Origin of the sequence: Pedobacter petrophilus, assembly GCF_009674725.1 — a bacterium.
GTDB lineage: Bacteria > Bacteroidota > Bacteroidia > Sphingobacteriales > Sphingobacteriaceae > Pedobacter > Pedobacter petrophilus.
The window spans coordinates 1-21,554 of sequence record NZ_WKKH01000064.1 but is presented as its reverse complement, the minus strand read 5'-3'; the positions used below and the strand labels follow the sequence as shown (position 1 = coordinate 21,554).

At 39.0% G+C, this 21,554-nt stretch carries 15 protein-coding genes and 1 tRNA gene; 6 read left to right on the top strand and 10 right to left on the bottom strand.

The genetic code is table 11. The features are described from left to right. Nucleotide 1: 1 nt before the first annotated feature. Nucleotides 2–142 (top strand): transposase, encoded by a 141-nt coding sequence (locus GJU39_RS21495; protein ID WP_456238481.1) that lies wholly within the window; start codon nt 2–4, stop codon nt 140–142. Nucleotides 143–360: 218 nt separating this feature from the next. Here GJU39_RS21495 and GJU39_RS21490 read toward each other — a convergent pair. From GJU39_RS21490 to GJU39_RS21480, 3 genes are all read right to left on the bottom strand, one after another. Beyond that, nucleotides 361–434: transfer RNA gene (locus tag GJU39_RS21490), tRNA-Asp, on the bottom strand. Between the two features lie 105 nt (nt 435–539). Next, entirely contained in the window at nt 540–1,613 is a 1,074-nt protein-coding gene (gene prfA / locus GJU39_RS21485; RefSeq protein WP_154283063.1) for a peptide chain release factor 1, read from the bottom strand. Nucleotides 1,614–1,747: 134 nt separating this feature from the next. Beyond that, the gene (locus GJU39_RS21480; protein WP_154283062.1) at nt 1,748–2,497 is read right to left on the bottom strand and encodes a UDP-2,3-diacylglucosamine diphosphatase; all 750 of its coding nucleotides are present in this window, start codon (nt 2,495–2,497) and stop codon (nt 1,748–1,750) included. Nucleotides 2,498–2,745: 248 nt separating this feature from the next. On the opposite strand from GJU39_RS21480, the gene GJU39_RS21475 reads away from it, so the two are divergent. From GJU39_RS21475 to GJU39_RS21465, 3 genes are all read left to right on the top strand, one after another. After that, nucleotides 2,746–4,872: a prolyl oligopeptidase family serine peptidase gene (locus tag GJU39_RS21475; RefSeq protein ID WP_154283061.1), complete on the top strand. Its 2,127-nt coding sequence runs from the start codon at nt 2,746–2,748 to the stop codon at nt 4,870–4,872. Between the two features lie 602 nt (nt 4,873–5,474). Further along, a complete protein-coding gene (locus tag GJU39_RS21470) occupies nt 5,475–6,485 on the top strand; it encodes an NAD(P)/FAD-dependent oxidoreductase (RefSeq protein WP_154283060.1) in 1,011 nt (336 codons plus the stop codon). A gap of 67 nt (nt 6,486–6,552) precedes the next feature. Further along, nucleotides 6,553–6,879, top strand: a complete 327-nt coding sequence (locus GJU39_RS21465) for a 2Fe-2S iron-sulfur cluster-binding protein (protein WP_154283059.1) — start codon at nt 6,553–6,555, stop codon at nt 6,877–6,879. A gap of 154 nt (nt 6,880–7,033) precedes the next feature. On the opposite strand, the gene GJU39_RS21460 is transcribed toward GJU39_RS21465, so the two are convergent. The 4 genes from GJU39_RS21460 to GJU39_RS21445 all read right to left on the bottom strand — a co-directional run bounded on the left by GJU39_RS21460 (nt 7,034) and on the right by GJU39_RS21445 (nt 14,167). Further along, nucleotides 7,034–9,640 (bottom strand): glycoside hydrolase family 2 protein, encoded by a 2,607-nt coding sequence (locus GJU39_RS21460; RefSeq protein ID WP_154283058.1) that lies wholly within the window; start codon nt 9,638–9,640, stop codon nt 7,034–7,036. 47 nt (nt 9,641–9,687) lie between these two features. Then, entirely contained in the window at nt 9,688–11,943 is a 2,256-nt protein-coding gene (locus tag GJU39_RS21455; protein WP_154283057.1) for a GH92 family glycosyl hydrolase, read from the bottom strand. 89 nt (nt 11,944–12,032) lie between these two features. After that, complete coding sequence (locus GJU39_RS21450; protein ID WP_154283056.1) at nt 12,033–13,724, bottom strand: S41 family peptidase; 1,692 nt, start codon at nt 13,722–13,724, stop codon at nt 12,033–12,035. A gap of 227 nt (nt 13,725–13,951) precedes the next feature. Further along, nucleotides 13,952–14,167, bottom strand: coding sequence for a hypothetical protein (locus tag GJU39_RS21445; RefSeq protein ID WP_154283055.1), 216 nt, complete (start codon nt 14,165–14,167; stop codon nt 13,952–13,954). A 164-nt stretch (nt 14,168–14,331) separates the two neighbouring features. Between GJU39_RS21445 and GJU39_RS21440 the strand changes: the two genes are divergently transcribed. After that, the gene (locus tag GJU39_RS21440) at nt 14,332–14,934 is read left to right on the top strand and encodes a porin family protein (RefSeq protein ID WP_154283054.1); all 603 of its coding nucleotides are present in this window, start codon (nt 14,332–14,334) and stop codon (nt 14,932–14,934) included. A gap of 63 nt (nt 14,935–14,997) precedes the next feature. On the opposite strand, the gene GJU39_RS21435 is transcribed toward GJU39_RS21440, so the two are convergent. From GJU39_RS21435 to GJU39_RS21425, 3 genes are read right to left on the bottom strand one after another with little or no spacing between them, the layout of a single operon-like run. Continuing rightward, nucleotides 14,998–15,792 carry a DUF4397 domain-containing protein gene (locus GJU39_RS21435; protein WP_154283053.1) on the bottom strand — a complete coding sequence of 265 codons (795 nt, stop codon included), beginning with the start codon at nt 15,790–15,792 and terminating at the stop codon, nt 14,998–15,000. A 22-nt stretch (nt 15,793–15,814) separates the two neighbouring features. Continuing rightward, on the bottom strand, nt 15,815–17,368 hold the full coding sequence (locus GJU39_RS21430) for a SusD/RagB family nutrient-binding outer membrane lipoprotein (RefSeq protein ID WP_154283052.1): 1,554 nt from the start codon (nt 17,366–17,368) through the stop codon (nt 15,815–15,817). A gap of 10 nt (nt 17,369–17,378) precedes the next feature. Further along, nucleotides 17,379–20,459, bottom strand: coding sequence for a SusC/RagA family TonB-linked outer membrane protein (locus GJU39_RS21425; RefSeq protein ID WP_154283051.1), 3,081 nt, complete (start codon nt 20,457–20,459; stop codon nt 17,379–17,381). A gap of 245 nt (nt 20,460–20,704) precedes the next feature. Here GJU39_RS21425 and GJU39_RS21420 point away from each other — a divergent pair, with 245 nt between their 5' ends. After that, complete coding sequence (locus GJU39_RS21420; RefSeq protein ID WP_154283050.1) at nt 20,705–21,451, top strand: DeoR/GlpR family DNA-binding transcription regulator; 747 nt, start codon at nt 20,705–20,707, stop codon at nt 21,449–21,451. The last annotated feature ends 103 nt before the right edge of the window (nt 21,452–21,554 follow it).

Genomic DNA, 21,554 nt, shown 5'->3' with positions numbered 1-21,554 from the left:
CATCCTGAACTTCTTTATCAACAGGGCGACAAATGCATCGGCAGAGTCTTTCAATGCAAAGGTCAAGGCATTCAGGGCTACTTCCAGAGGGGTACGTGATGTGAAATTCTTCCTGTTCAGGCTCTCAAAGATATATGCTTAAAATTATCCCCCCCAAGAATTCCGCTTGATCCGTGATTTGGGAAGGAAAGGAAAAGTTAAAAAACACACTTTATTTCGGGAGCAGAAAAAAGACACAATATGCCAGCGAGATCGGCGTGATTAAAAAACTATTTAAAGAAGTGATGGTAAGTATTTAGAAAATCAAAAATCCACCTAAAACAAAAAACCCTCAACTTTTTCAAGTTGAGGGTTTTGTTGCGGAATGGACGGGACTCGAACCCGCGACCTCCTGCGTGACAGGCAGGCATTCTAACCAGCTGAACTACCACTCCTATTGTTTGCTTTTTAAAAGTTTAAACCTCTTTCCCCTTTCGAGGTTGCAAATATAGGGACAATATCTCTAATTGCAAATTTTTTTTTAAAATAATCGCAATCCACTATCCTACAGCACCTTCCTGCATTTTTTCTGCATTTTCAGCAAATTGAAGTGCATCGATAATTTCCTGAATTTCTCCATCCATGATGGTTGGCAGGTTATACATTGTTAAACCAATGCGGTGTTCGGTAACACGACCCTGGGGATAATTGTAAGTCCTAATCTTAGCAGAACGGTCACCAGTAGACACCATCGTTTTACGTTTTGCGGCAATATCACCATTCTTTTTCTGCAACTCGATATCGTATAATTTACTCCGCAACATTTCCATTGCAATTACACGGTTTCCCAATTGAGAACGCTCTTGCTGACAAACCACCACAAGGCCGGAAGGCTTGTGCGTTAACTGCACTTTAGTTTCTACCTTATTTACATTCTGTCCACCAGCACCACCAGAACGAGAGGTTTGCAATTCTATATCTGCAGGATTAATGTATAAATCAATTTCTTCTGCTTCTGGTAAAACCGCAACAGATGCTGCAGATGTATGTACGCGACCCTGGGTTTCCGTATCCGGAACACGTTGTACCCGGTGCACACCACTTTCGTACTTCAGCTGGCCATACACATCATCTCCGTTCACTTTTAAAATTACCTCTTTATAACCACCTGCAGTACCTTCAGTTACATCAACGGTTTCTACTTTCCAGCCTTTAGTTTCAAAGTAACGGGTATACATGCGGTATAAATCGCCGGCAAATAAGGCAGCTTCATCTCCCCCTGTACCACCACGAATCTCAAAAACAGCATTTTTAGCATCTTCAGGATCTTTTGGAATCAACATTAAACGAATGTTACTTTCCATTTCTTCCTGTTGTTTCAGCAACATGTCTAACTCTTCCTTGGCCATCTCACGCATTTCAGCATCTTTTTCAACCGATAAGATCTCTTTGTTTGCATCAATGTTGCTCATCACATTTTTGTAGATTTTATACTCATCCACAATTTTGCCCAAGTCTTTATATTCTTTATTTAAAGCCGCAAAACGTTTCATATCCTGGATTACATCCGGATTACTCAACGATTCTTCTACATCTTCCCAACGCAGCTTTATAGCTTCTAATTTATCTAACATATGATTATTCGTATTGAATTTTCCGACAATTAACCTAAGCCAAAATTTCGGAAACGCAAAAATAAGGAAAAAAGCTGAATTAGTTTGAAACTGAAAGCCTACAGTTTATTTAAAGCTTTGAAGGTTAAAGCTATTTACGATGTTGAAGTAAAATATTTCAGTTTGAGGTCTACCCCATCAAAAACACCGTAAGAGCAAGATTCAAGCCATTCGCCAATGTTAACGTAGCGGCTTCCGTTTCCTAAATCCAGATCAAGTGGCAAATGCCTGTGTCCGAAAATAAAATAATCGAAATGCTCTTTCTGTAACTGTTCTTTCGCATAAATGGCTAACCATTCCTGGTCTTCGCCTAAAAAGACTTCCTTTTCTTTTTGCGCAGCCCTGCTTCCCTTGCTCCACCCACTGGCAATTCCAATTCCGAAATTAGGATGCAGACGGGCAAAAAGCCATTGACAGAGTTTACTTCTGAAGATTTTTCTCAGAAATTTATATTTTGCATCTCCCGGCCCTAAACCATCACCATGGTGCAGGTAAAACTTTTTATTATTCCGCTTGATAATCAATTCATCGCTAACGATTTGCATGCCAATTTCCCGGGTAAAATAATCCCGAACCCACATATCATGATTTCCCTTAAAGAAATAGATTTTGATGCCAGCATCTGCCATTGCAGCCAATTTACCCTGCAAGCGGATAAATCCTTTCGGAATGACTTTTGCATATTCAAACCAAAAATCAAAAATATCGCCCATTAAAAACAATTCACTGCAATTTGGCGCTATAAATTCCAGCCAACGCACAATGAGCTCCTCACGCTTACGGCTTTCGGCATAATTTGGCGTACCTAAATGGAAATCAGAAGCGAAATAAATGTTTTTATCCATGGATTGTTCAAAGGTAAAGGAAAAAGGCGAAAGAGTTAAAGGTTGAAAGGCAAAAGCTAAAAGCCTAAAGCCTAAAGCCTAAAAAATAAAGAGTATCGCAATTAACTTTAAGATTCTATCACCAACAACAAACTAAATTTGTAGAATCTCAGCATCTTATAATTAACCGCAGGCAATCTGTAAAATTCAACAATCTGTGCAATCATAACACAGGTAAAACATATATTAGTAAATAAATTGCTTCAACTATGAATAAGAAACTTTTATTAGGCTTATTTGCGCTAAGTCTTTTTGCCTGTAACCAAGGTAAAAAACCTGAAGAAAAAATTACGTTAATGAAATATCCTGAAACTAAGAAAGACAATACCACCGATAATTATTTTGGCAAAACGATTGCTGATCCCTATCGCTGGTTAGAAAATGATACCTCAGCAGAAACTAAAGCCTGGGTGATTGCCCAAAACAAAGTTACCCAAAACTATTTGAGTCAGATTCCGTACCGTGAAGACATTAAAAGGCGACTCACTGAAATCTGGAACTACCCTAAAGAAAGTGCTCCGTTTAAAGTTGGAGAATATTATTTTTTCACTAAAAACGATGGTTTACAAAACCAAGGCGTTTGGTTTATCAAAAAGGGCTTAGATGGAAAGGAAGAAACTTTTTTAGACCCGAATAAACTTACCGCTGATGGTACAGCAGCCATATCTTTGCTTGGATTTTCGCACGATAAAAAGCATGTGGCTTATTCTGTAGCACAGGCAGGTTCAGATTGGAGCAATATTTATGTGATGGATATTGCCACTAAAACAAAGCTGCCTGATGAATTAAAATGGACTAAATTTTCTGGTGCTGCCTGGAAAAACGATGGCTTCTATTACAGTAAGTTCGATGAACCGGCGAAAGGTACTGATCTATCCGCAGCAAACAAATTTCAAAAAATCTATTACCATAAACTGGGCGATCCTCAGCAAAATGATCAACTTATTTTTGAAGATAAAACCAACCCGAACCTGTATTTTGGAGCGAGCGTTACCGAAGATGACCGCTTTTTGATCATCTATGCAAATGCCGGAACATCTGGCAATGCGCTTTATTATCAAGACCTTAGTGAAGCGAATAGCAAAATTTCCCTATTGGTAAAAGGTTATGAACACAACCATAGTGTGGTAGATAATAATGGAGATAAGCTTCTGCTAAATACAGATTTAGGTGCTGAAAACAAACAGGTCGTTTTGATAGACCCCAAAAACCCTGACCCTAAGAACTGGCAAAAAATTATTCCTGAATCTAAACTCCCCCTGGAAGGCGTTGGCAGTGGCGGTGGCTTTCTATGGGCTTCTTACCTAAAAGATGCCAGCACTAATATTGTTCAATTTGAACTATCGGGAAAGCAGATTGGCGAAGTTAAATTACCAGCAATTGGTACGGTTAGCGGCTTTGGAGGGTATAAAGAAGATAAAGAATTCTTCTATACTTTCACCAATTTTACTACGCCAGGTACCATTTATCGTTATAATATAAATAAAGCTGAATCTGCGCTTTATAAAAAATCAGCCCTTAAATTTAACACCGAGGATTATGAGACTAAACAGGTTTTTTATCCTTCGAAGGATGGTACGAAAGTACCAATGTTTATTGTTCATAAAAAAGGGTTAAAGCTGGATGGAAACAACCCGGTTTACCTGTATGCTTACGGAGGATTCCAAATTAGTTTAACGCCTGCTTTCAGCCTATCCAGAATGTTATTTCTAGAAAAGGGCGGCATTTATGTTCAGCCAAGCTTACGTGGCGGAAGTGAATATGGAGAAGCCTGGCACAAGGGCGGGATGCTGGCGAACAAGCAAAATGTTTTTGATGACTTTATTGCTGCAGCAGAATACCTGGTGAAAGAAAAGTACACCAATCCATCTAAAATTGCCATTTCTGGCGGTTCTAATGGAGGCTTATTAGTGGGTGCCTGTATGACACAGCGACCAGAACTTTTTAAAGTTGCTTTGCCGGCCGTGGGTGTTCTAGACATGTTGCGCTATCATAAATTTACGGTTGGCTGGGGTTGGGCTGTTGAATATGGCAGCAGTGATAAAAAAGAAGATTTCGAATACCTGATTAAATATTCTCCTCTTCACAATGTTAAAGCAGGTGTGAAGTATCCGGCAACATTAATTACCACGGCAGATCATGATGACCGTGTTGTACCCGCACATTCATTTAAATTTGCAGCTACCTTGCAGGAGCAATATAAAGGAGAAAACCCGATGTTGATTCGCATTGAAACAAAAGCTGGACACGGAGCAGGAAAACCAACCACTAAGATGATTGAAGAAGCCGCCGATGTCTGGAGCTTTGTTTTTCAAAATCTAGGAATGACCTGGTAAGAATTTAGCAGATGAGAAACTTTACCGATCCTCATCTGCTAAATAAATAAACCTCTGCGACCTATATTTTAGATCATAACCGATGTGCTAACTAAACTTTAACGAACAATAGACAAAATAACGGGGGCAGTTTAAAATGTATTAATCTTTATACTTAGATCCCTAAAGTAAAAGTTTTCTCCATTCCGCTGTGCACCAGCCGAATGACAAGTTAGATCATTAAACTTATGTCAGAATACGGCTAAAAGGTGACTTATTTCAGTATGATGTGATCATTTCTAGCGTAGCCGAGAAATCTTTGGACTTTGACATAATGGATTAATGGTTCTTCATGTCCAAATTATAATCGGAGATTAATAAAATTACACCTGATAAAATAAACTCATAAATGGTGCCGGTTCCATTACAATTTAAATAATCTACAAAACCCATAGACCAATTATAATTTGCTTTAAACATACAAAAACGCCTAACTTTTGTTTTTAATTAGGTTAAAGCATATAAAATATTGAATACAACTGCTTTACGAAATTATCTAGAATATATCTAAATAGAGTAATTGATAATACTTTATTTTGTAACTTTGCATAAATTTTTTTTGAATGATCTCTACTGATATAGCCATAATTGGCGCTGGTCCGGTTGGTTTATTTGCCATTTTTGAAGCCGGTTTATTGAAAATGCGTTGCCATTTAGTTGATTACCTTCCTCAGGTTGGCGGTCAGCTTTCTGAAATTTACCCTAAGAAACCAATCTATGATATTCCAGGTTATCCTTCTGTTTTAGCCCAGGAATTAGTTGATAATTTAATGGAACAGGCTAAACCTTTTCATCCTACATTTACATTAGGTGAGCGCATTGAAGGTTTAGAAAAACGCGGTGAAGCAGATTTCGTTTTAACGACAAATATGGGCACCATTATCGAAGCCAAGGTAGTGGTAATTGCCGGTGGTTTAGGCTGCTTTGAACCCCGTAAACCTGCTGTTGAAAACCTGACTAATTTTGAAAATGGGAAAGGTGTTAACTACATGATTCTTGATCCGGAGAAATACCGCGATCAGAAAATGGTTATTGCCGGTGGTGGCGACTCTGCGTTAGACTGGACCATTTACCTGGCAGAAGTTTGTTCTGAACTTACCTTAGTTCACAGAAGCGAGAGTTTCCGTGGTGCGCCAGATTCAGTTGCCAAGGTAATGTCGTTAGCAGAAAGCGGAAAAATTAATTTAATCCTGAATAGTAATTTACAAGCCGTACAGGGAAGTGATAAATTGGAGCAGGTCGAAATTATTCAAAACCGTACAATGGAAAAAACAGTTGTAGCTGCAGATCATTTAATTCCGTTGTTTGGGTTAAGTCCGAAGTTAGGCCCGATTGAAGGTTGGAATTTAAACATCAGCAAAAGTGCAATTGAGGTTAATGTTGATGACTATTCTACCAACATCCCGGGTATTTATGCCATTGGTGATATCAACACTTACACTAATAAATTGAAATTGATTTTAAGTGGTTTCCATGAGGCTGCATTAATGAGCCACAGCGCTTATTCTTACATGAATCCTGGTGTTAAATACACGATGAAATATACCACGGTAAACGGTGTTTCAGAATTTTAATTTTTTTTGATTTGTGTTTATAAATGCTCTGTAGTTTTAGTTAAGTTTGCGTTAATAAGTGAGCGAAATGGAAAACAACATTACAATATACATGGAAGAGCCGGATGGCTCAGTTACTGAACATGAAGCGCCAACTGATATGGGCTTAAGTTTGATGGAATTTTTAAAGGCTTCAGAATATGATATTCTGGCAACTTGTGGCGGAATGGCTTTGTGTGCTACCTGCTGTGTAGATGTTTTAGCAGGCGAAGAAAAGCTTAATGAAATGACCGACGACGAATATGCAATGCTGGATACTTTACCAGATTTGTTGCCAAATTCCCGTTTAGCTTGTCAGTTGCAGTTAAACAACAACATGGACGGCTTAAAAGTGAAACTTCACGGCGTAAGCTAGAGAAATACAAGTTTAAAATATTAAGGCGATACTTTCCGTATCGCCTTTTTTGTTAGAAAGATTTGATTTGCATGAGATGAAACCTCGCAGGTTTTAAAAACCTGCGAGGTTTGTTCCAGGTTAGTCGGGATTATAAATCCCAATTGACAAAATTTTACTGGATCTGTACTTTTGTCCGTTCTACATTCCAGCCATACACTTCGACAGCTAAATTATCCTGAGAACCAGTGTATTCTACCGTAATGGTTTTATGCTCGCCCGGAAGAATGCTCACATAGTTATCATCATAAAAAGCCGGAAGAATGCGCTTTCCACTTTGCTTATCTATCAAAGCAATGCGATTAAAAAACGCAACCGGATTTCCATTTTTGTTGCTCAATGTAACCTCAACTTTGTTGTTTGATTTCTTAGCAGCGGTGATGTTTAACGGGGCAGATTTTATTTTTTGTAATCCGCTGTATTCACCGTTTTTATCTGCCATCCAGTAGATATTTTCACTCAGGATATTTTGCTTTTCATCTAAAATTCTAAGCGACACGAACACACCTTCCTTCTTATCTAATTTCTTTAAGAACTCATTCATCGGAAAGAATCTGCGAACAGATGAACCACCAATACTGTTAAACACCTGCGAATAGAAATAATCTTTCCCATCCATATCATACGCTTTTGCCTGCACCATCAGGTTATTACGATTTGCGAAGCCGTTGTTTACCACAGTTACCATGCTGTCGACAGGATTCATCATCACATGCAAGGGTTCACTTCCTTTTCTTAAACCATATAAACAAGCGTTTGGATCAAGGTAGTAATCGTACATCTGCCCACGAAGTGCTGTCCATGGGTTTTGCGTTTTCCAAATGATAGAACCGGTATACCAATCCCACATTTTATTAGAGAAACCTTCCATCAGCGCACGGTACTGATCATAATTTACAAGTTGTGCCTTCATGGCGAAGTCTCTGGCATTTTTCGCCTTTCCGTATGGATCGATATATTGTTCGTAAGCAATATATTTATGATAATCCCAAACCGAATCCGGCTTTTCTTTAAACTGCGGTGCAATCATGTTCTTGGCCGGAATAAACCTTTCTAACGATTCATAATCGCCTACACCAACAGAACCCACTTCGGAGTTATATGGGAATGTTTTGGTACTCCAAAAGCTCTTTGGATCCTGAATTCCATAAGGACCATCGCCGTTCCCACCGATATCATTGAAAGACATTTCATCACTATTCGAAAAATCGAAGAATTGACGTGTACCATCTAAACGCGGCAAAATGTCCTTTTTAATGGGATTTAAAATATCTTCAGGAGGAGTGATTTCATTTCCTCCACACCAGAAAGCTAAGGAAGCATGGTTACGGATCAGTTTAACCTGATCTTCAATCGCATCCAATACCAACGGATGGTTATCTGGATAATTTCTTCTTGTCCACTGGTCTTCTTTCTTTAATGGATCAACCCACCGTCCATTACAATCGCCGCTAAACCAGAAATCCTGAAAAACCAGTAAACCATATTTATCACAGGCATTGTAAAATTCTGGTCGCTCCAGAATTGCGCCACCCCAGATCCGAATTAAATTCAGATTCATGTCTTTATGGTACCTGATCTCGGCATCATAACGGGCATCGCTAAAACGCAACATGGCATCAGAGATAATCCAGTTTCCACCTTTAATAAAGATTTTCTGACCATTTACATAAGCGCCCATACTTTTGGTGTGTTCATTCCAGAGGTTATCAATCTGCCTGATACCAACTTTCAAATTTTCCTGATCAAAAACCTGATTAGCTGAAAGAAACTGAATCTTTAAATCATATAAATTTTGTGCACCATAACCACTTGGCCACCAAAGTTTAGGATTTTCAATTGCCAGGTCAGCAAAGTTTACAATGGCATTTTTACCCGCTGCTAATGAAACAGATTTACTGATCGTTTTACCAGCCACCTGATACTGCAATACACCGGTAACCACTTTATTGGTCGGGTTTTCTACCTCTACGGATACTTTTATTGTTGCGGGCTTTTGTACGCCAGTTGGCATCCTTTTACCTGGAACCAAAGTTACCACATGTGGATTTCGTAAATTAATGGCTTTGGTTTTTTCTATGGTTACCTTATCCCAAATTCCGGTATTCCGATCACGGGTAGGCTGAATCCAGTCCCAGCCAGCGGTGTATTGTGTGGTTAAACCTTTTGCTATGGTTCCATCTCCACCCTGGCCCCCATTGGGGTTCCCTGGAAAATCCGGTGGATAAACAATCACCGCTAATCTGTTTTTACCTGTTGGCGATAAGAATTTTGTAATGTTATATTCTGCACGGATGTGCATTCCCTCATGGGTTTTTGGATTGAGTTTTTTCCCGTTCAGGTAAAACTCCGCTTTATAGTTAATGCCGCGAAACTGTAACCATACCTGCTCATTGCCAACTGCTTTTTCTGCAAAGTCTTTAACAAACCAATAAGTATAATGATCATTCCCGGTATTATACACATCAGGAATTTTTTCATTGTTCATTCCATAAAATGGATCCGGAACTTTTTTATTATTTAACAAAGTCGTTAAAACGGTTCCCGGAACCGTAGCCGGCATCCAGTTATTAAGCGAGAAACCAGTGCTTGATAGCTGTACGCCATCTACTTTAACTTCCTTTATGTTACTACACACCCAGCCAGAATTTAATTCGTAACGCTGTTGTGAAAATGAAGTCAGGTTTGCAAGAAGCAAAAGTGACAAAAATAATTTCCTCATCAATTGAATATTTTTAAGATTTGAATTGGTTATTGCCCGTTTAAAAATTATTTAGTTGAAACTGGTCGGTCGCTTGCAGCTATTCCCCATCCTTTTGATGGCGTATTACCCATGTAAATCCTGATATTTCCACCATCTACAATGGTTTTATGCAAAATAAACGATTTGGTATAAGCCTGCCCATTCAATAATATGCGCTGAATGTATTTATTTTCTGCGCTGTTACCCATCACATTAATGGTGAAAGTCTTGTTATTCGGTAAATTAATCGTCGCATTTTTAATTAACGGCGTTCCAAAAACATAAGCACCATTTGCAGGATTAACGGGATAAAATCCTAAAGACGAAAAGATATACCAGGCGCTCATTTGTCCAACATCTTCATTTCCACATAACCCATCAGGCTTTGCTGAATAGAAATCCTGATCGATTTTACGAATCAAATCTGCTGTTTTCCAGGGCTGACCTGCATATGCATACAGGTAAGGGATATGGTGCCCAGGTTCGTTACCTTGTGCATAGTTACCAATTAAGCCCGAAATATCTGGGGAACTGTTTTCGCCAAGTGCAGCAGGAACGATAAATAATGAATCCAATTTATTTACAAATGGTTTATCGCCACCAAATAAGCTAATTAAACCTTCCACATCCTGAGGCACCAACCAGGTATATTGCCAGGCATTACCTTCTGTATAATCATCTTCGCGGTGTTTAGAGGCTACCGGATTAAAGGGCGATCTCCATTTCCCATCGGCTAACTTGCCTCTCATAAACTGAACATCCTTATCGAAATATTCACGGTATAAACCTGCTCTTTTGCTGTAATAGTTGTAATCTTCAGTTTTGCCTAAAGCCTTTGCAAACATGGCGATGCAATAATCATCAATGGCATATTCCAATGCTTTTGCAACAGATTCATTTACCTTATCGGCAGGAATATACTTCAGCTTTTGAATGTAATCAATACCATCTTTTTTCTGCATAGCCGACTGTTTTACTGCTTCAAAAGCAAGATCTGCATCAAAACCCCGGTAACCTTTTAAATAGGCATCAACCACAACTGGTACGGCATGATAGCCCACCATGGTATTGGTTTCATTTCCCATTAAATGCCAAACCGGCAATTTCCCTTGCTCCTTGTAAATCGCCAACATGGTATTTACAACGTCGCTTACTTTATCCTGATGAAGAATGGTGTACAAAGGGTTTGCGGCGCGGTAAGTATCCCAAAGGGAGAAAGTAGTCAGGTTGTTAAAACCAGCATTTTTATATACCTTTTTGTCTGTCCCCAAATAGTCTTTGTTCACATCATTAAATAAAGATGGTGCAGTCATGGTATGAAAAAGTGCGGTATAAAAAATCTTTTTAGTGGTAGCGGATGCATCTATCACTACTTTTGTTAATTCTTTTTCCCATTTGGCGTCTGCTGCTTTTACTGTTGATGCGAAATCCCATCCTGGCAATTCAGTCTGCAAGTTTAACATTGCATTATCAACGCTCACGGGTGAAATGGCTACTTTAATTTGTAATTTATTCGAATTGATCGAAGCAAAATCAACTACTGCTTTCAATTTTTTAGCCTGCAAATCAAGCCCTTTTTTTAACTGATCATCTTCATAGATGGCAAAGTTTTTAACCGGCTGAGATAATTTAATTACAAAGTATAAACGCTGATCTGTTGCCCAGCCTTTTGAATTTCTATTCCCGACAATTGTTGTTGCATCAACCTGTTTAAATGAAGTATTTGTTGCTTCATCCCATCCTATGCCTTCTACCAAATCAATAATTAAATGAGGTTTCACAGCATTTTTCGGGAAGGTATACTGATGAAAACCCACTCGTTCTGTAGAGGTTAATTCGGCTTTAATTTTATATTTATCTAGCAATACGCTATAATAACCAGCTTTAGCTACTTCATTTTTGTGCGAGAATTTAGAAAGATACCCATTGTCGTCATCGCCTTTTTTACCTTTTTGCAAAATGGTTTCTCCGGTTGCAGGCATGATGGAAATATCACCTAAATCGCCAATTCCTGTACCGCTTAAATGCGTATGAGAAAAACCGGTAATGGTATTGCTCACGTAATTGTATCCACTGCACCAGTCCCAACCTTCAAAAATATTGTTCGGGCCTAACTGAACCGCGCCAAAAGGAACATTGGCACCTACAAAAACATGCCCATGTTTTGCCGAGCCTATAATCGGATCGACGAATTGGGTTAATCTGTTCGTTTTTTGAGCATGAACGTTTGCTGATAAGAGGAGAGCACTGAATAGAATAGGTTTAAGTTTCTTAAAATTCATGAGGTTTGTAAATCGGTATTTGATAAATCGTTTTACTAAATTATATATAATAGAACGAGGAGTAAAAACATTTTTAATTATTATGGCATTTAATCAAGCGATGAATTGTCTTTGATCGGTTTTCCAATCACTTTATAATTCCCGTCACCTTTTAAAATGGCTAACATTTGTGGTTGATTGACAAATAAAGCTTTCGCTGCAATCAACTCTTTATCATATTGAAAACTTTGCTCAATCCTTCCCTTTTCATGGAAGTAACGGCTGATGATTTGGGTTTCCAATATTCTTTTAATTTCTGACTTATGCGTAGCTACATCTGTTTTTTTCGAGATGGTGAGCTTATATTTCAGATTTTCGAGATCAGCTTTAACTTCTGCTGATTTATTTTCTTTTTCTGCTTCGATGCGTAAATCTGAAAGCAGTCTTTCTGTTTTGTTCTGATAAGTGAGATCTTTATCTGCCAGTCCATTTACAAAAGCGACATAGTCTGCATCAGATATTTGAAAGGCTTTTGCAGATTCCAGCTTCGGATTACTTTTTCTATACTGATTAGCATAGTTGAAAAACAGATTTTTATTAATCATGGAAATGGTAACCGGACTCAATTTATCAGCATTCACCACCACATCCGGGTAAACGCCATTGCCACTATAAACATTTCTGCCTGCTTTGGTTTGAAACATTACCATGGTAGAATCTGCAAAACGTTCGGCAATTCCATCCGCATTGCGGTGTGCATAATCTAACTTCTGGATACACCTGCCAGATGGCGTATAATATTTTGCAACCGTTACTTTTACCATGCTGTTATAAGGCAAATTAAACGTTTGCTGTACCAGCCCTTTACCATAACTGCGCTGACCTACCACTATTGCCCGATCCAGATCCTGCAAAGAACCCGCAACAATTTCTGAGGCCGAAGCTGAATTTACATTTACCAGAACCACTAATGGCACATCTACAGATACCGGAGGTAACTGCGTTTTGTAAGCAATCGTTTTTTCAATATTTTTACCTTTCTGGGTTACAATCAACTGGTCTTTATTAACGAATAGGTTTACAATTTTAACAGCTTCCTGCAAAATTCCACCGCCGTTATTGCGGAGATCCAAAATAATTCCCTTAGGGTTTTCTTTATTGATAGCCAATAAAGCGTCTTTAACCTCCTGCCCTGAATTTTCCAAAAACTTATCCAGCTTAATATAGCCAACGCCATCTCCCACCATGCCCGAATAAGATACGTTGGGCTGTTTAATTTCTTCGCGAATAATTTTCTTAGTAAATTCTTTTCCCTCCCTCATAAAAATCAAATCTACCGGCGTTCCTTTTGGTCCGCGGAGCAGCTGACTAATCTGCGCACGTTCTTTCCCCTTCACTTCAACCCCGTTAATTTTAACTACCTGATCTCCTGCCTTAACTTCTTCCTTATCGGCGGGATAACCTTCGCTAACCTCATTAATGAAAAGTTTGCCATCAATAATAATTGTACTGGCTCCAATTCCGCCATATTGCGTACTGATATATTTAAGCTTATAGTCTTCAATTTCAGATTCTGGAACGTATTCAGTGTAAGGATCAAGACTCTCCAACATGGCATCGATGCCGGTTTTCATCAATTGTGGCGCATTGGTGTCATCCACATAGTTGATATTGATTTCCTTGTACAGGGAGGCGAAAATATCGAGGTTTTTGGAAACCAGAAATAAATCTTCCTTAAAAGAGAAAGATAATATAGCGATGCTAAATCCTGCGGCTAAAAGAGCATATTTCAAATTTTTCATCGGTTCAGCTATATTTAATGGTGTTCACGAAATAAAATCATTCAGAAAATGACCTCATCGCCCTTTATGCTATATTGTATAGCATGGTAAACGTTTATACGGATAGAATTTCTTAATCGTACAGGTGTAAATGTACAAAAAGAGATAAATATTAAAAATACTTATTGAGGTATAGCGTAAATAAAGCGTTACGCATAGAAGAAGAATGATTCTACGAAAGCGGAAGACTAAAGTCTGTTGCCTTTGGTATCAGCCAGTGCTTTTTGAATGGTAAATTCGATATAGGTGCGGTCGCGTTTTACCAATCGCATTAAATCTAAGATCAACTCATCTTCTTTACCGGGCGTAAAATCCAATGGCTCATTTGCTAAGTCGCGGTATTTCCTTAAAAACTTTGTTTTTACTTTGAATGCGGTTTCATCGGTAAGTTGAAAGTTAGCCATAGCAGATATTATTTGATGCAAAAGTAAAAAATATTTGCTCACAATGGCATCTTTTTATCTGCTGATCAGAAAAATTTAGAGATGGCAGGAATGCATGGCACGATAAATTTGTTAAAACCACGTTATGTATCCAATTAAATAACACACAAAATTTAAAGTAAAAAATGAAAAAATTTATTATCCCTATTGTTTTCCTAACCCTTGGTTGGGCAACAACGAAAGCGCAAACCTTTAACCTCGGGGTTAAGGCGGGTGTAAACCTGGCAAAACTTAATGCTGATTTCGCCAGTGAAGAAAATAGATTAGGTTACCAGGTTGGTGCCTGGGCCCGTATTGGCGGTGCCAGTTTCTATCTACAGCCCGAAGCTTACATTGGCAGTAAAGGCAATAAATTCATCAGCTTTACCAACAACAACAATAATGAAGTTGCTGCAGAAGGTAAAGTGAGGTTTACTACACTGGATGTTCCGGTTTTGCTTGGAACTAAATTTGGCGCTAAAAACTTAAATTTCAGGGTAATGGCAGGACCAGTAATTTCATTTATACTGGATGAAAATTCGAGTTTTAGTTCTGCTTATCAACAAGCAACAGATTTTGACAACTACAAAAATCAGGCATTAGGACTTCAGGCGGGTGCAGGTGTAGATGTTGGCGCTATTTCTGTTGATTTACGTTATGAAGCAGGCTTATCGAACATTAGTAAAAGCGAAAAATACAGTCAGAAACCCAACTTATTTCAGTTGAGTTTAGGGTTTAAGATATTGTAAAAAAGAGGGCACCAGAATACAGAATTCCGGTGCCCGTTTACTTATTATTCTTTAAGAGAATTTCTAATAAAAAGCAGTATAAATTGTCGCTGAGAATGGATAGGTAGTGCTTCCAGCTACTCCACGCAGATACACTGTATATGCCCTGCCTTTAGTAAAAGTAAGGCTGAAGCCAGCGGCTATTAACGGAGTTGTTGTTCCTGTAACATTAAAAAATGTTTTTACAACTGGTGTTATGCCGGGGCCGATATTTGGTATTTCCACCCAGTTTGATGCTGTTCCGTAAGCAATATTGGTTACTATTTTTGTTCCGGTTGCCAAATCTCGCGTTAAATCCAAATTAGGACTTCCATTATACAAGTTTACCACGCGTAAAAACACCTTCGAAGTATCTAATGCAGGCCTTGTATCTTCCAGCATTACTGAAGATGGTATCTTTTTTTCTGTGGCTGAATACTGGCCGGTAGTAAAAATGGTATAATATTTTCCAGCCTGCGGGTTTATCGTTGTACTGAAAACCTGCAAATTGGCATCAGCCGTAGCTGTAGGGATAATTTTAGCGGTAAGGGTGTGTGAGCCCGGACGGGTAGTTGCATAACCTAAATCTGGAAACAGCCCATTATAGGCGTAGCCTGCATTTTCAGTTCCTAACGTTGATAATGCTGACGAGAATTTACTTCCATCCATGTAAAACGTTAGCGCCGGACTAGCAGGTGTAAGATTCAGAATCTTGATATAAGAATACTTCGGATCCGCGGGGTTAATCTTTTCATAAACTGTACTTTCTACCAGGTCGCCTTTTTTACATGCGGCAAATAATCCAATACCAACTGCAATAAAATATAATATTTTTTTCATCTTGTTCTTTTATTAAAGTGAATTACGGTTGAGAGAACCACATTTTATAAGTGTGATAATCACTTTTATCTGCTCCAATTTTTTTCAACGATTCTGTGTTCCATAAATATTCTGAGTTATATCGGGGGCGGTATCGTTGTGCAGGCTTCCCTCCATTATCAACATAGAAGCTTGTTGGATAGCGGTAAACATTTAGGTAAGGCTTATTGCCAGCTACATCGCCATCCATGTAATTAAATTTACGCAGATCACACCAGGTTTCTACAAATCCATATCCGTAAAGGGCAAGATACTTTTGCAACATAATATCTCTTATGGTTAAGCTTGCAGCCGTTTGCTTAACAGATGCACTGGTGAGATAAGCAGCCTTTTCTGCCGGTGTAATGGCGGTACCTAATGCACTTACAAAATCTATACTTGATGATATTCCATTCAAATAAGCGGTGTGAGCTAATGCAAGATCTCCCTTTCTAAACGCTGCCTCTGCCTTAATAAACTGCATTTCGGTATAAGTCATTATTGGAAAACCAACGTTATCCCTAAATAAATATTTGCCCTGGTTTGGTCCCGGATTTGTGCCTCCCAATGCACCCCATGGATTTGGAATCTGATTTTTAGCAAGCACCGTACCACCATCAATTGTAAAAGGTGGTAATCCTCTAAATATTAAATCTGGTGAAGCGGTGATCATGTTATTACGACGAGGGTCGATCACTGATGCTGTTGGATTTGAAAGATAAGTTCCATCCAGCAAACCAACAATGATTGCCGTTTGTCGGTAAGAAGCCAGGTTAGCACGAAGAGGTCCAAAGAAATTACCATTAAGCGCCGTGGTTCCGGTGTTGGGTACAATGAAGTTTTCTGCATTACTGGCCAATGATTTATCTACGTATTCGATTACTTTTGCCGGATCGTAAGTCGCTTTATTTACCAGGTTATTGGCATTTCTTGCTAAAACCCCATAGTTAAATTTGATCCATTTTGCGTTATCTCCGGCGTAAATTAAATCTGCAGGACTAAATTTTGCGACAGTTCCATTCCCATCAGTTCTGCTAAAGTTTTTGATTGATTCGTTCGCCAACCTCACCACTTCGGCATAAACATCTCGTTGAGGATCATAGTCATAAACATATCTGTTTACATCAAAAGCTTGTTTTAGTATAATATCACCATGATAATCGGTGGTAGTTTGCCAGCTCCAGGCTTTCAATGCCTGAGCCATACCTACATAATTATATTCCTGTTTTGCTTCAGAATCGTTAATAATCAGATTCAGGTTTGCGCCTAAGCCAAAGTAATTTGTTCTCCAGATCTCACCCATATTATCACTTCCAGCAATCCAGCCATGTTGCTCTCCTACATTTACTGCACCCCCAAAATATTGGATAAGTCCACCTAAATACCTTGCATCGTATTGAATGCCTCTTTCCATTTGCGCAAACAACGGAGGGGTTAAAGTTTTGCTGGAAACCTCTTGCGGAGTTGCCGGATCAGTATTTACATCCAGATACTTTTTACAACCCGAAGCCGCTATTAATATAGCAAACACCGAAAATAGTATATATATTTTTTTCATCTTTTAATCATTAAAAACCTATTCTTACACCTAAATTATATCCCCTTGGCAGGCCTACCGAACCAAAATCTATCCCGGTTCCACCAAGACCACCTGAAGCAGCACTTAAGCCATTTACTGATGGATCGACCCCTTTATAATTGGTAAGCAGCAATAAATCCGTTCCGGTAACAAAAATATTGGCACTTTTAAATACCTTACTTCTTTCAAATAAATCTTTGGGCAAATTGTAACTGAGCGTCACATCTTTTAGCCTCAGCCAGTTCACATCTTTTTCCAGAAAATCGGCAGTGTTGTAAAATGTTGAGTAATAAGAAGTGGTGATGTATGGAATAACGACCACGTTATTTTTTGTTGGATTTGCAGAATTTTCCAAACCATCTCTCATTACGCCAGCGATAATCCGGGGAACCTCACGATCTGTACTCAACTTTGACAAGCCTCTGGAATACAGGTATAATTCTGTGGCATTATAAATATCACCGCCCTTTCTTATATCAAGCAGGAAGGAAAGGTTGAAGTTTTTGTAAGTAAAGCTATTGGTTAAGCCAATCATAATATCGGGTGCTCTATCGCCCATCTGCGTAAAGTTCGTATCCTTAATTGGCATACCATTGGCTGGATTTATAAGCAATTGTCCATCTTTGTTTCTTAGATAATCAATCCCCGCAAAAGCTGATATAGAGGTACCAACGCCATATTGAGCCCTGACATTATCAAACAACCAGCTATCAGAGACATAAAAAACATCCTGATTAGCCGGAAGCGAAATAATTTTCCCTCTGGATCTCGAGGCATTTGCAGAAATATCCCATGTAAACTTATCGGTTCTGATTGGGGTACCTTTTACCAGTAACTCAAACCCGCGAACGCGAATTTTACCACTATTAATGTATTGCAGAACTGCTCCGGATGCGTAGCTTAAACGTGGAGCGGTAATTTGTTTATCTGATAAATTGTGATAATATGAAAAATCGAATGACAGGCGATTATTAAAAAATCCAAGCTCGACACCAAATTCTTTTGCCGTGGTGAACTCCGCTTGCAGTTCTGGATTTCCCATGTTAACATCCAGCGCATAACCTCCGCCGGTAGTTTGTTGCGCCACTAATTTATTATTGGTAATGTAAGCAACCCGGGCATCTTTACCAGATTGGCCCCAAGACCCTCTTAGTTTACCATAAGATAACCATCCAAGATTTTTAACCGCATTCAGATTAGAAAACACAAAACTTAGCGAAGTAGCCGGGTAAAAAAAAGTGTTATTTTTTTGCGGCAACGTTGATGATAAATCCTGACGACCTGAAAGCGTTAAGTATAAATAATTATCATAACCTAATTCTGCATTGGCAAAAAAGCCCGACTTTCGTTTTAACTCATCAGTATAGGCCACCCGCTGTGTGGTAGGGTCTATGTTGTTCATGCTAAAAAAGTTGGGCTGATAAAAACGAGTACCAAATTGTGCATTAACCTGATACGAATCGTCTTTAATTTCGGCACCTACGCGGATCACAGGCTTGAATTTTCCGAAGTCTTTTTTCACCGTTGCAACGAAGTTTCCGGTAATTAGTTTTTCATTTGCATTGTAAGTATTTAAACCACCGCCAGAATTAGTGGTCTGCGCTTTATTGGCTTCATAAGACTGAACATCATATGCAGAAAGACCCGTTTGTGAAAAGATATCAGCACCAGCATTTCCTTGCATACTCAACCAGTTATTTGGCGTATATACGAACCCGATATTACCTAAAACACGGTTCATTTTATCATAATTTGGATTCCGCTCAACGCCCCAATAAGGATTATCTAATTCGCCGCTTAAACTTCCGGCTACCGTTCTTCTTTCTCCGGTTGGCGTTAAATAATTCCTCATATCATCAGTTAGCGGCCAGGAAAGTGCACTTAACATTGGGCTGCTTACCCCTTTATATGTTTTATCGGTTTTGGATGAAATCAGGTTTAAAGAGGCATTCATATTAATCTTTTCACTGATTTTCGAGGTACCTGTAATCTTACCATTAATTGTATTATAGGCCGTTCCCGGAATAATTCCTTTTTGATCGGTATAACTTACAGTAGTTCTGACCGATAGTTTCTCACTTCCACCCTCTATTGTTGCGTTGTGTTTTTGAGTAAAGCCAGTTTTGTAAAAACTACCAATGTTATCATACATCGTTTTATTTGCCGGATATTTGGATCCAAAAAATGTCCTTGTGCGTTGCTCATCATCGAAAATTCCACCTGCTCCACCTCCATATACCGTTTGCACTTCCGGATAACGATAAGTGTTTTCTAACCGGAAAGAATTGCTGTAAGAGACTCTTGCCGTACCCGCTTTTGCTCTTCTGGTGGTAATTACCACAGCGCCTGATGCTCCATCTGTACCATATAAAGCGGATGCTTCCGGACCTTTTAGAATGGTTAGCGATTCAATTTCTTCCGGATTGATATCCATAGCCCTGTTACCATAATCATTCTGACGGTTAAAAGTACCTTGACCAACCAGGTTATATTCACTAAACGTCCGGTTGGAGATTGGCAAACCATCTACAACAAATAGTGGTTGGTTATCGCCATCTAGTGAGATCCCGCCACGTATAACCATTGTTGCCGATGCACCCGGCGTACCGGTAGTTGGTGTAATGGTTGCACCTGCAACACGCCCCTGTAGTGCATTCAAAAAGTTATCGCGCTGCGTATCGGCAACATCAGAACCTTTTAATGTTTGGGCGGAATAACCTAATGCATCTTTTGATCGCTTGATGCCAAACGCCGTTACCACCACCTCACTTAAGTTCCCCGCATCTGATACCAGGGTGATATTAAGGTTGGTATTTGTGCCCACCGACCGTTCTTGCGTAGCAAACCCCACATAAGTAAATTGCAGCACATCGCTTTTCAATGCTTTTACCGAGTAATTTCCGTCGCCATTGGTTTGTGCAACAGTGGTGGTTCCCTTTACCCGAATGGAAACCCCGGGGATTGGCCCATCGGTGGAGGATACCTTACCGGTAACGGTTATTTGTTGCGCTATGGCATGCGCCAGCAACAAAAAAGTACCCATAATAGTTAGTAGTAGTTTTTTTTTCATAAACTGCCCAGTTTAAGATGAAATGAAATTAGTTAAGTTTGATTAGTTTGTTGTTTGCCTATATCTTCAAACACGCACAATCACGCATTATTTTCCAATATTTAGCTAATATCATAAATGTTTTTCATTTAAAAAACAAATAATAAAGATTTTACTATAACAATCCCGATATATAATTGCAATAAAACGCAAAAACACGCAAAACAAATAAATCCTATCTTTACGATCGAAAAACTAAACGCTGTATGCTCAAAAAAGAACGCCACGATTTTATTATGCGCCAGATTAATTTGCACAACCGTGTGCTTACTTCTGATCTGGTTCAACTGCTCAATGTTTCTGAAGACACCATCAGAAGAGACCTTCAAGAACTGGTAGATGACGGCCTGCTTTTTAAGGTTCATGGTGGTGCGCTATCCAAGTCATATCACAGTTCTTTTGATGACAGCACCGTTTATGCACGGGATAGTAAAATCATCATCGCCAAAAAAGCAGTAAACCTGATTAAAGATGGCATGGTGGTATTAACAGGCGGTGGCACAACCATTTTAGAATTTATTAAACAATTGCCCCAAAATATCGAAGCCACTTTTTTTACCATCAGCCCCCTGGTTGCGGTAGAACTGGCGAAGTATAATAACATTGAGGTGATTTTAATTGGTGGCTTGTTTTCAAAAAACTCTCAAGTTACTTATGGGGGGCAGGTAATTACCCAACTTTCTGAGCTTAAAGCAGATTTATGCCTGATGGGAACAAGTGCAATTCATCCTGAGGAAGGCTTAACAGACACTTACTGGGAAATTAACCAGCTTAAAAAAGCCATGTTGGCAGCCGCTAAAAAGACGGCGGTTTTATGTATTTCGGAGAAACTGGATATTGCACTGCGCCTTAGAGTTTGCCACATCGAAAGCATCAGCTACCTGATTACCGAACTCGATGACAACCATGAATCACTGACTGGTTACCTGGCAAAAGAGATTAATATTTTATAGAATTAGAGGCGTCATCAACAAAAGTTGTCATCGTAAGTTTGTATAAATAGGTTTTGAGAATTGCTGACAGGATATAATTTTGTTCAGCATAAAAGATCCAGCA

Coding starts and splice junctions, on each gene's coding strand:
- prfA (WP_154283063.1), bottom strand. CDS start 1,613: ATGTTAGATAAATTAGAAGCTATAAAGCTGCGTTGGGAAGATGTAGAA.
- GJU39_RS21435 (WP_154283053.1), bottom strand. CDS start 15,792: ATGAAAAAAATATTATATTTTATTGCAGTTGGTATTGGATTATTTGCC.
- GJU39_RS21445 (WP_154283055.1), bottom strand. CDS start 14,167: ATGGCTAACTTTCAACTTACCGATGAAACCGCATTCAAAGTAAAAACA.
- GJU39_RS21430 (WP_154283052.1), bottom strand. CDS start 17,368: ATGAAAAAAATATATATACTATTTTCGGTGTTTGCTATATTAATAGCG.
- GJU39_RS21455 (WP_154283057.1), bottom strand. CDS start 11,943: ATGAATTTTAAGAAACTTAAACCTATTCTATTCAGTGCTCTCCTCTTA.
- GJU39_RS21425 (WP_154283051.1), bottom strand. CDS start 20,459: ATGAAAAAAAAACTACTACTAACTATTATGGGTACTTTTTTGTTGCTG.
- GJU39_RS21465 (WP_154283059.1), top strand. CDS start 6,553: ATGGAAAACAACATTACAATATACATGGAAGAGCCGGATGGCTCAGTT.
- GJU39_RS21460 (WP_154283058.1), bottom strand. CDS start 9,640: ATGAGGAAATTATTTTTGTCACTTTTGCTTCTTGCAAACCTGACTTCA.
- GJU39_RS21440 (WP_154283054.1), top strand. CDS start 14,332: ATGAAAAAATTTATTATCCCTATTGTTTTCCTAACCCTTGGTTGGGCA.
- GJU39_RS21475 (WP_154283061.1), top strand. CDS start 2,746: ATGAATAAGAAACTTTTATTAGGCTTATTTGCGCTAAGTCTTTTTGCC.
- GJU39_RS21480 (WP_154283062.1), bottom strand. CDS start 2,497: ATGGATAAAAACATTTATTTCGCTTCTGATTTCCATTTAGGTACGCCA.
- GJU39_RS21450 (WP_154283056.1), bottom strand. CDS start 13,724: ATGAAAAATTTGAAATATGCTCTTTTAGCCGCAGGATTTAGCATCGCT.
- GJU39_RS21470 (WP_154283060.1), top strand. CDS start 5,475: ATGATCTCTACTGATATAGCCATAATTGGCGCTGGTCCGGTTGGTTTA.
- GJU39_RS21420 (WP_154283050.1), top strand. CDS start 20,705: ATGCTCAAAAAAGAACGCCACGATTTTATTATGCGCCAGATTAATTTG.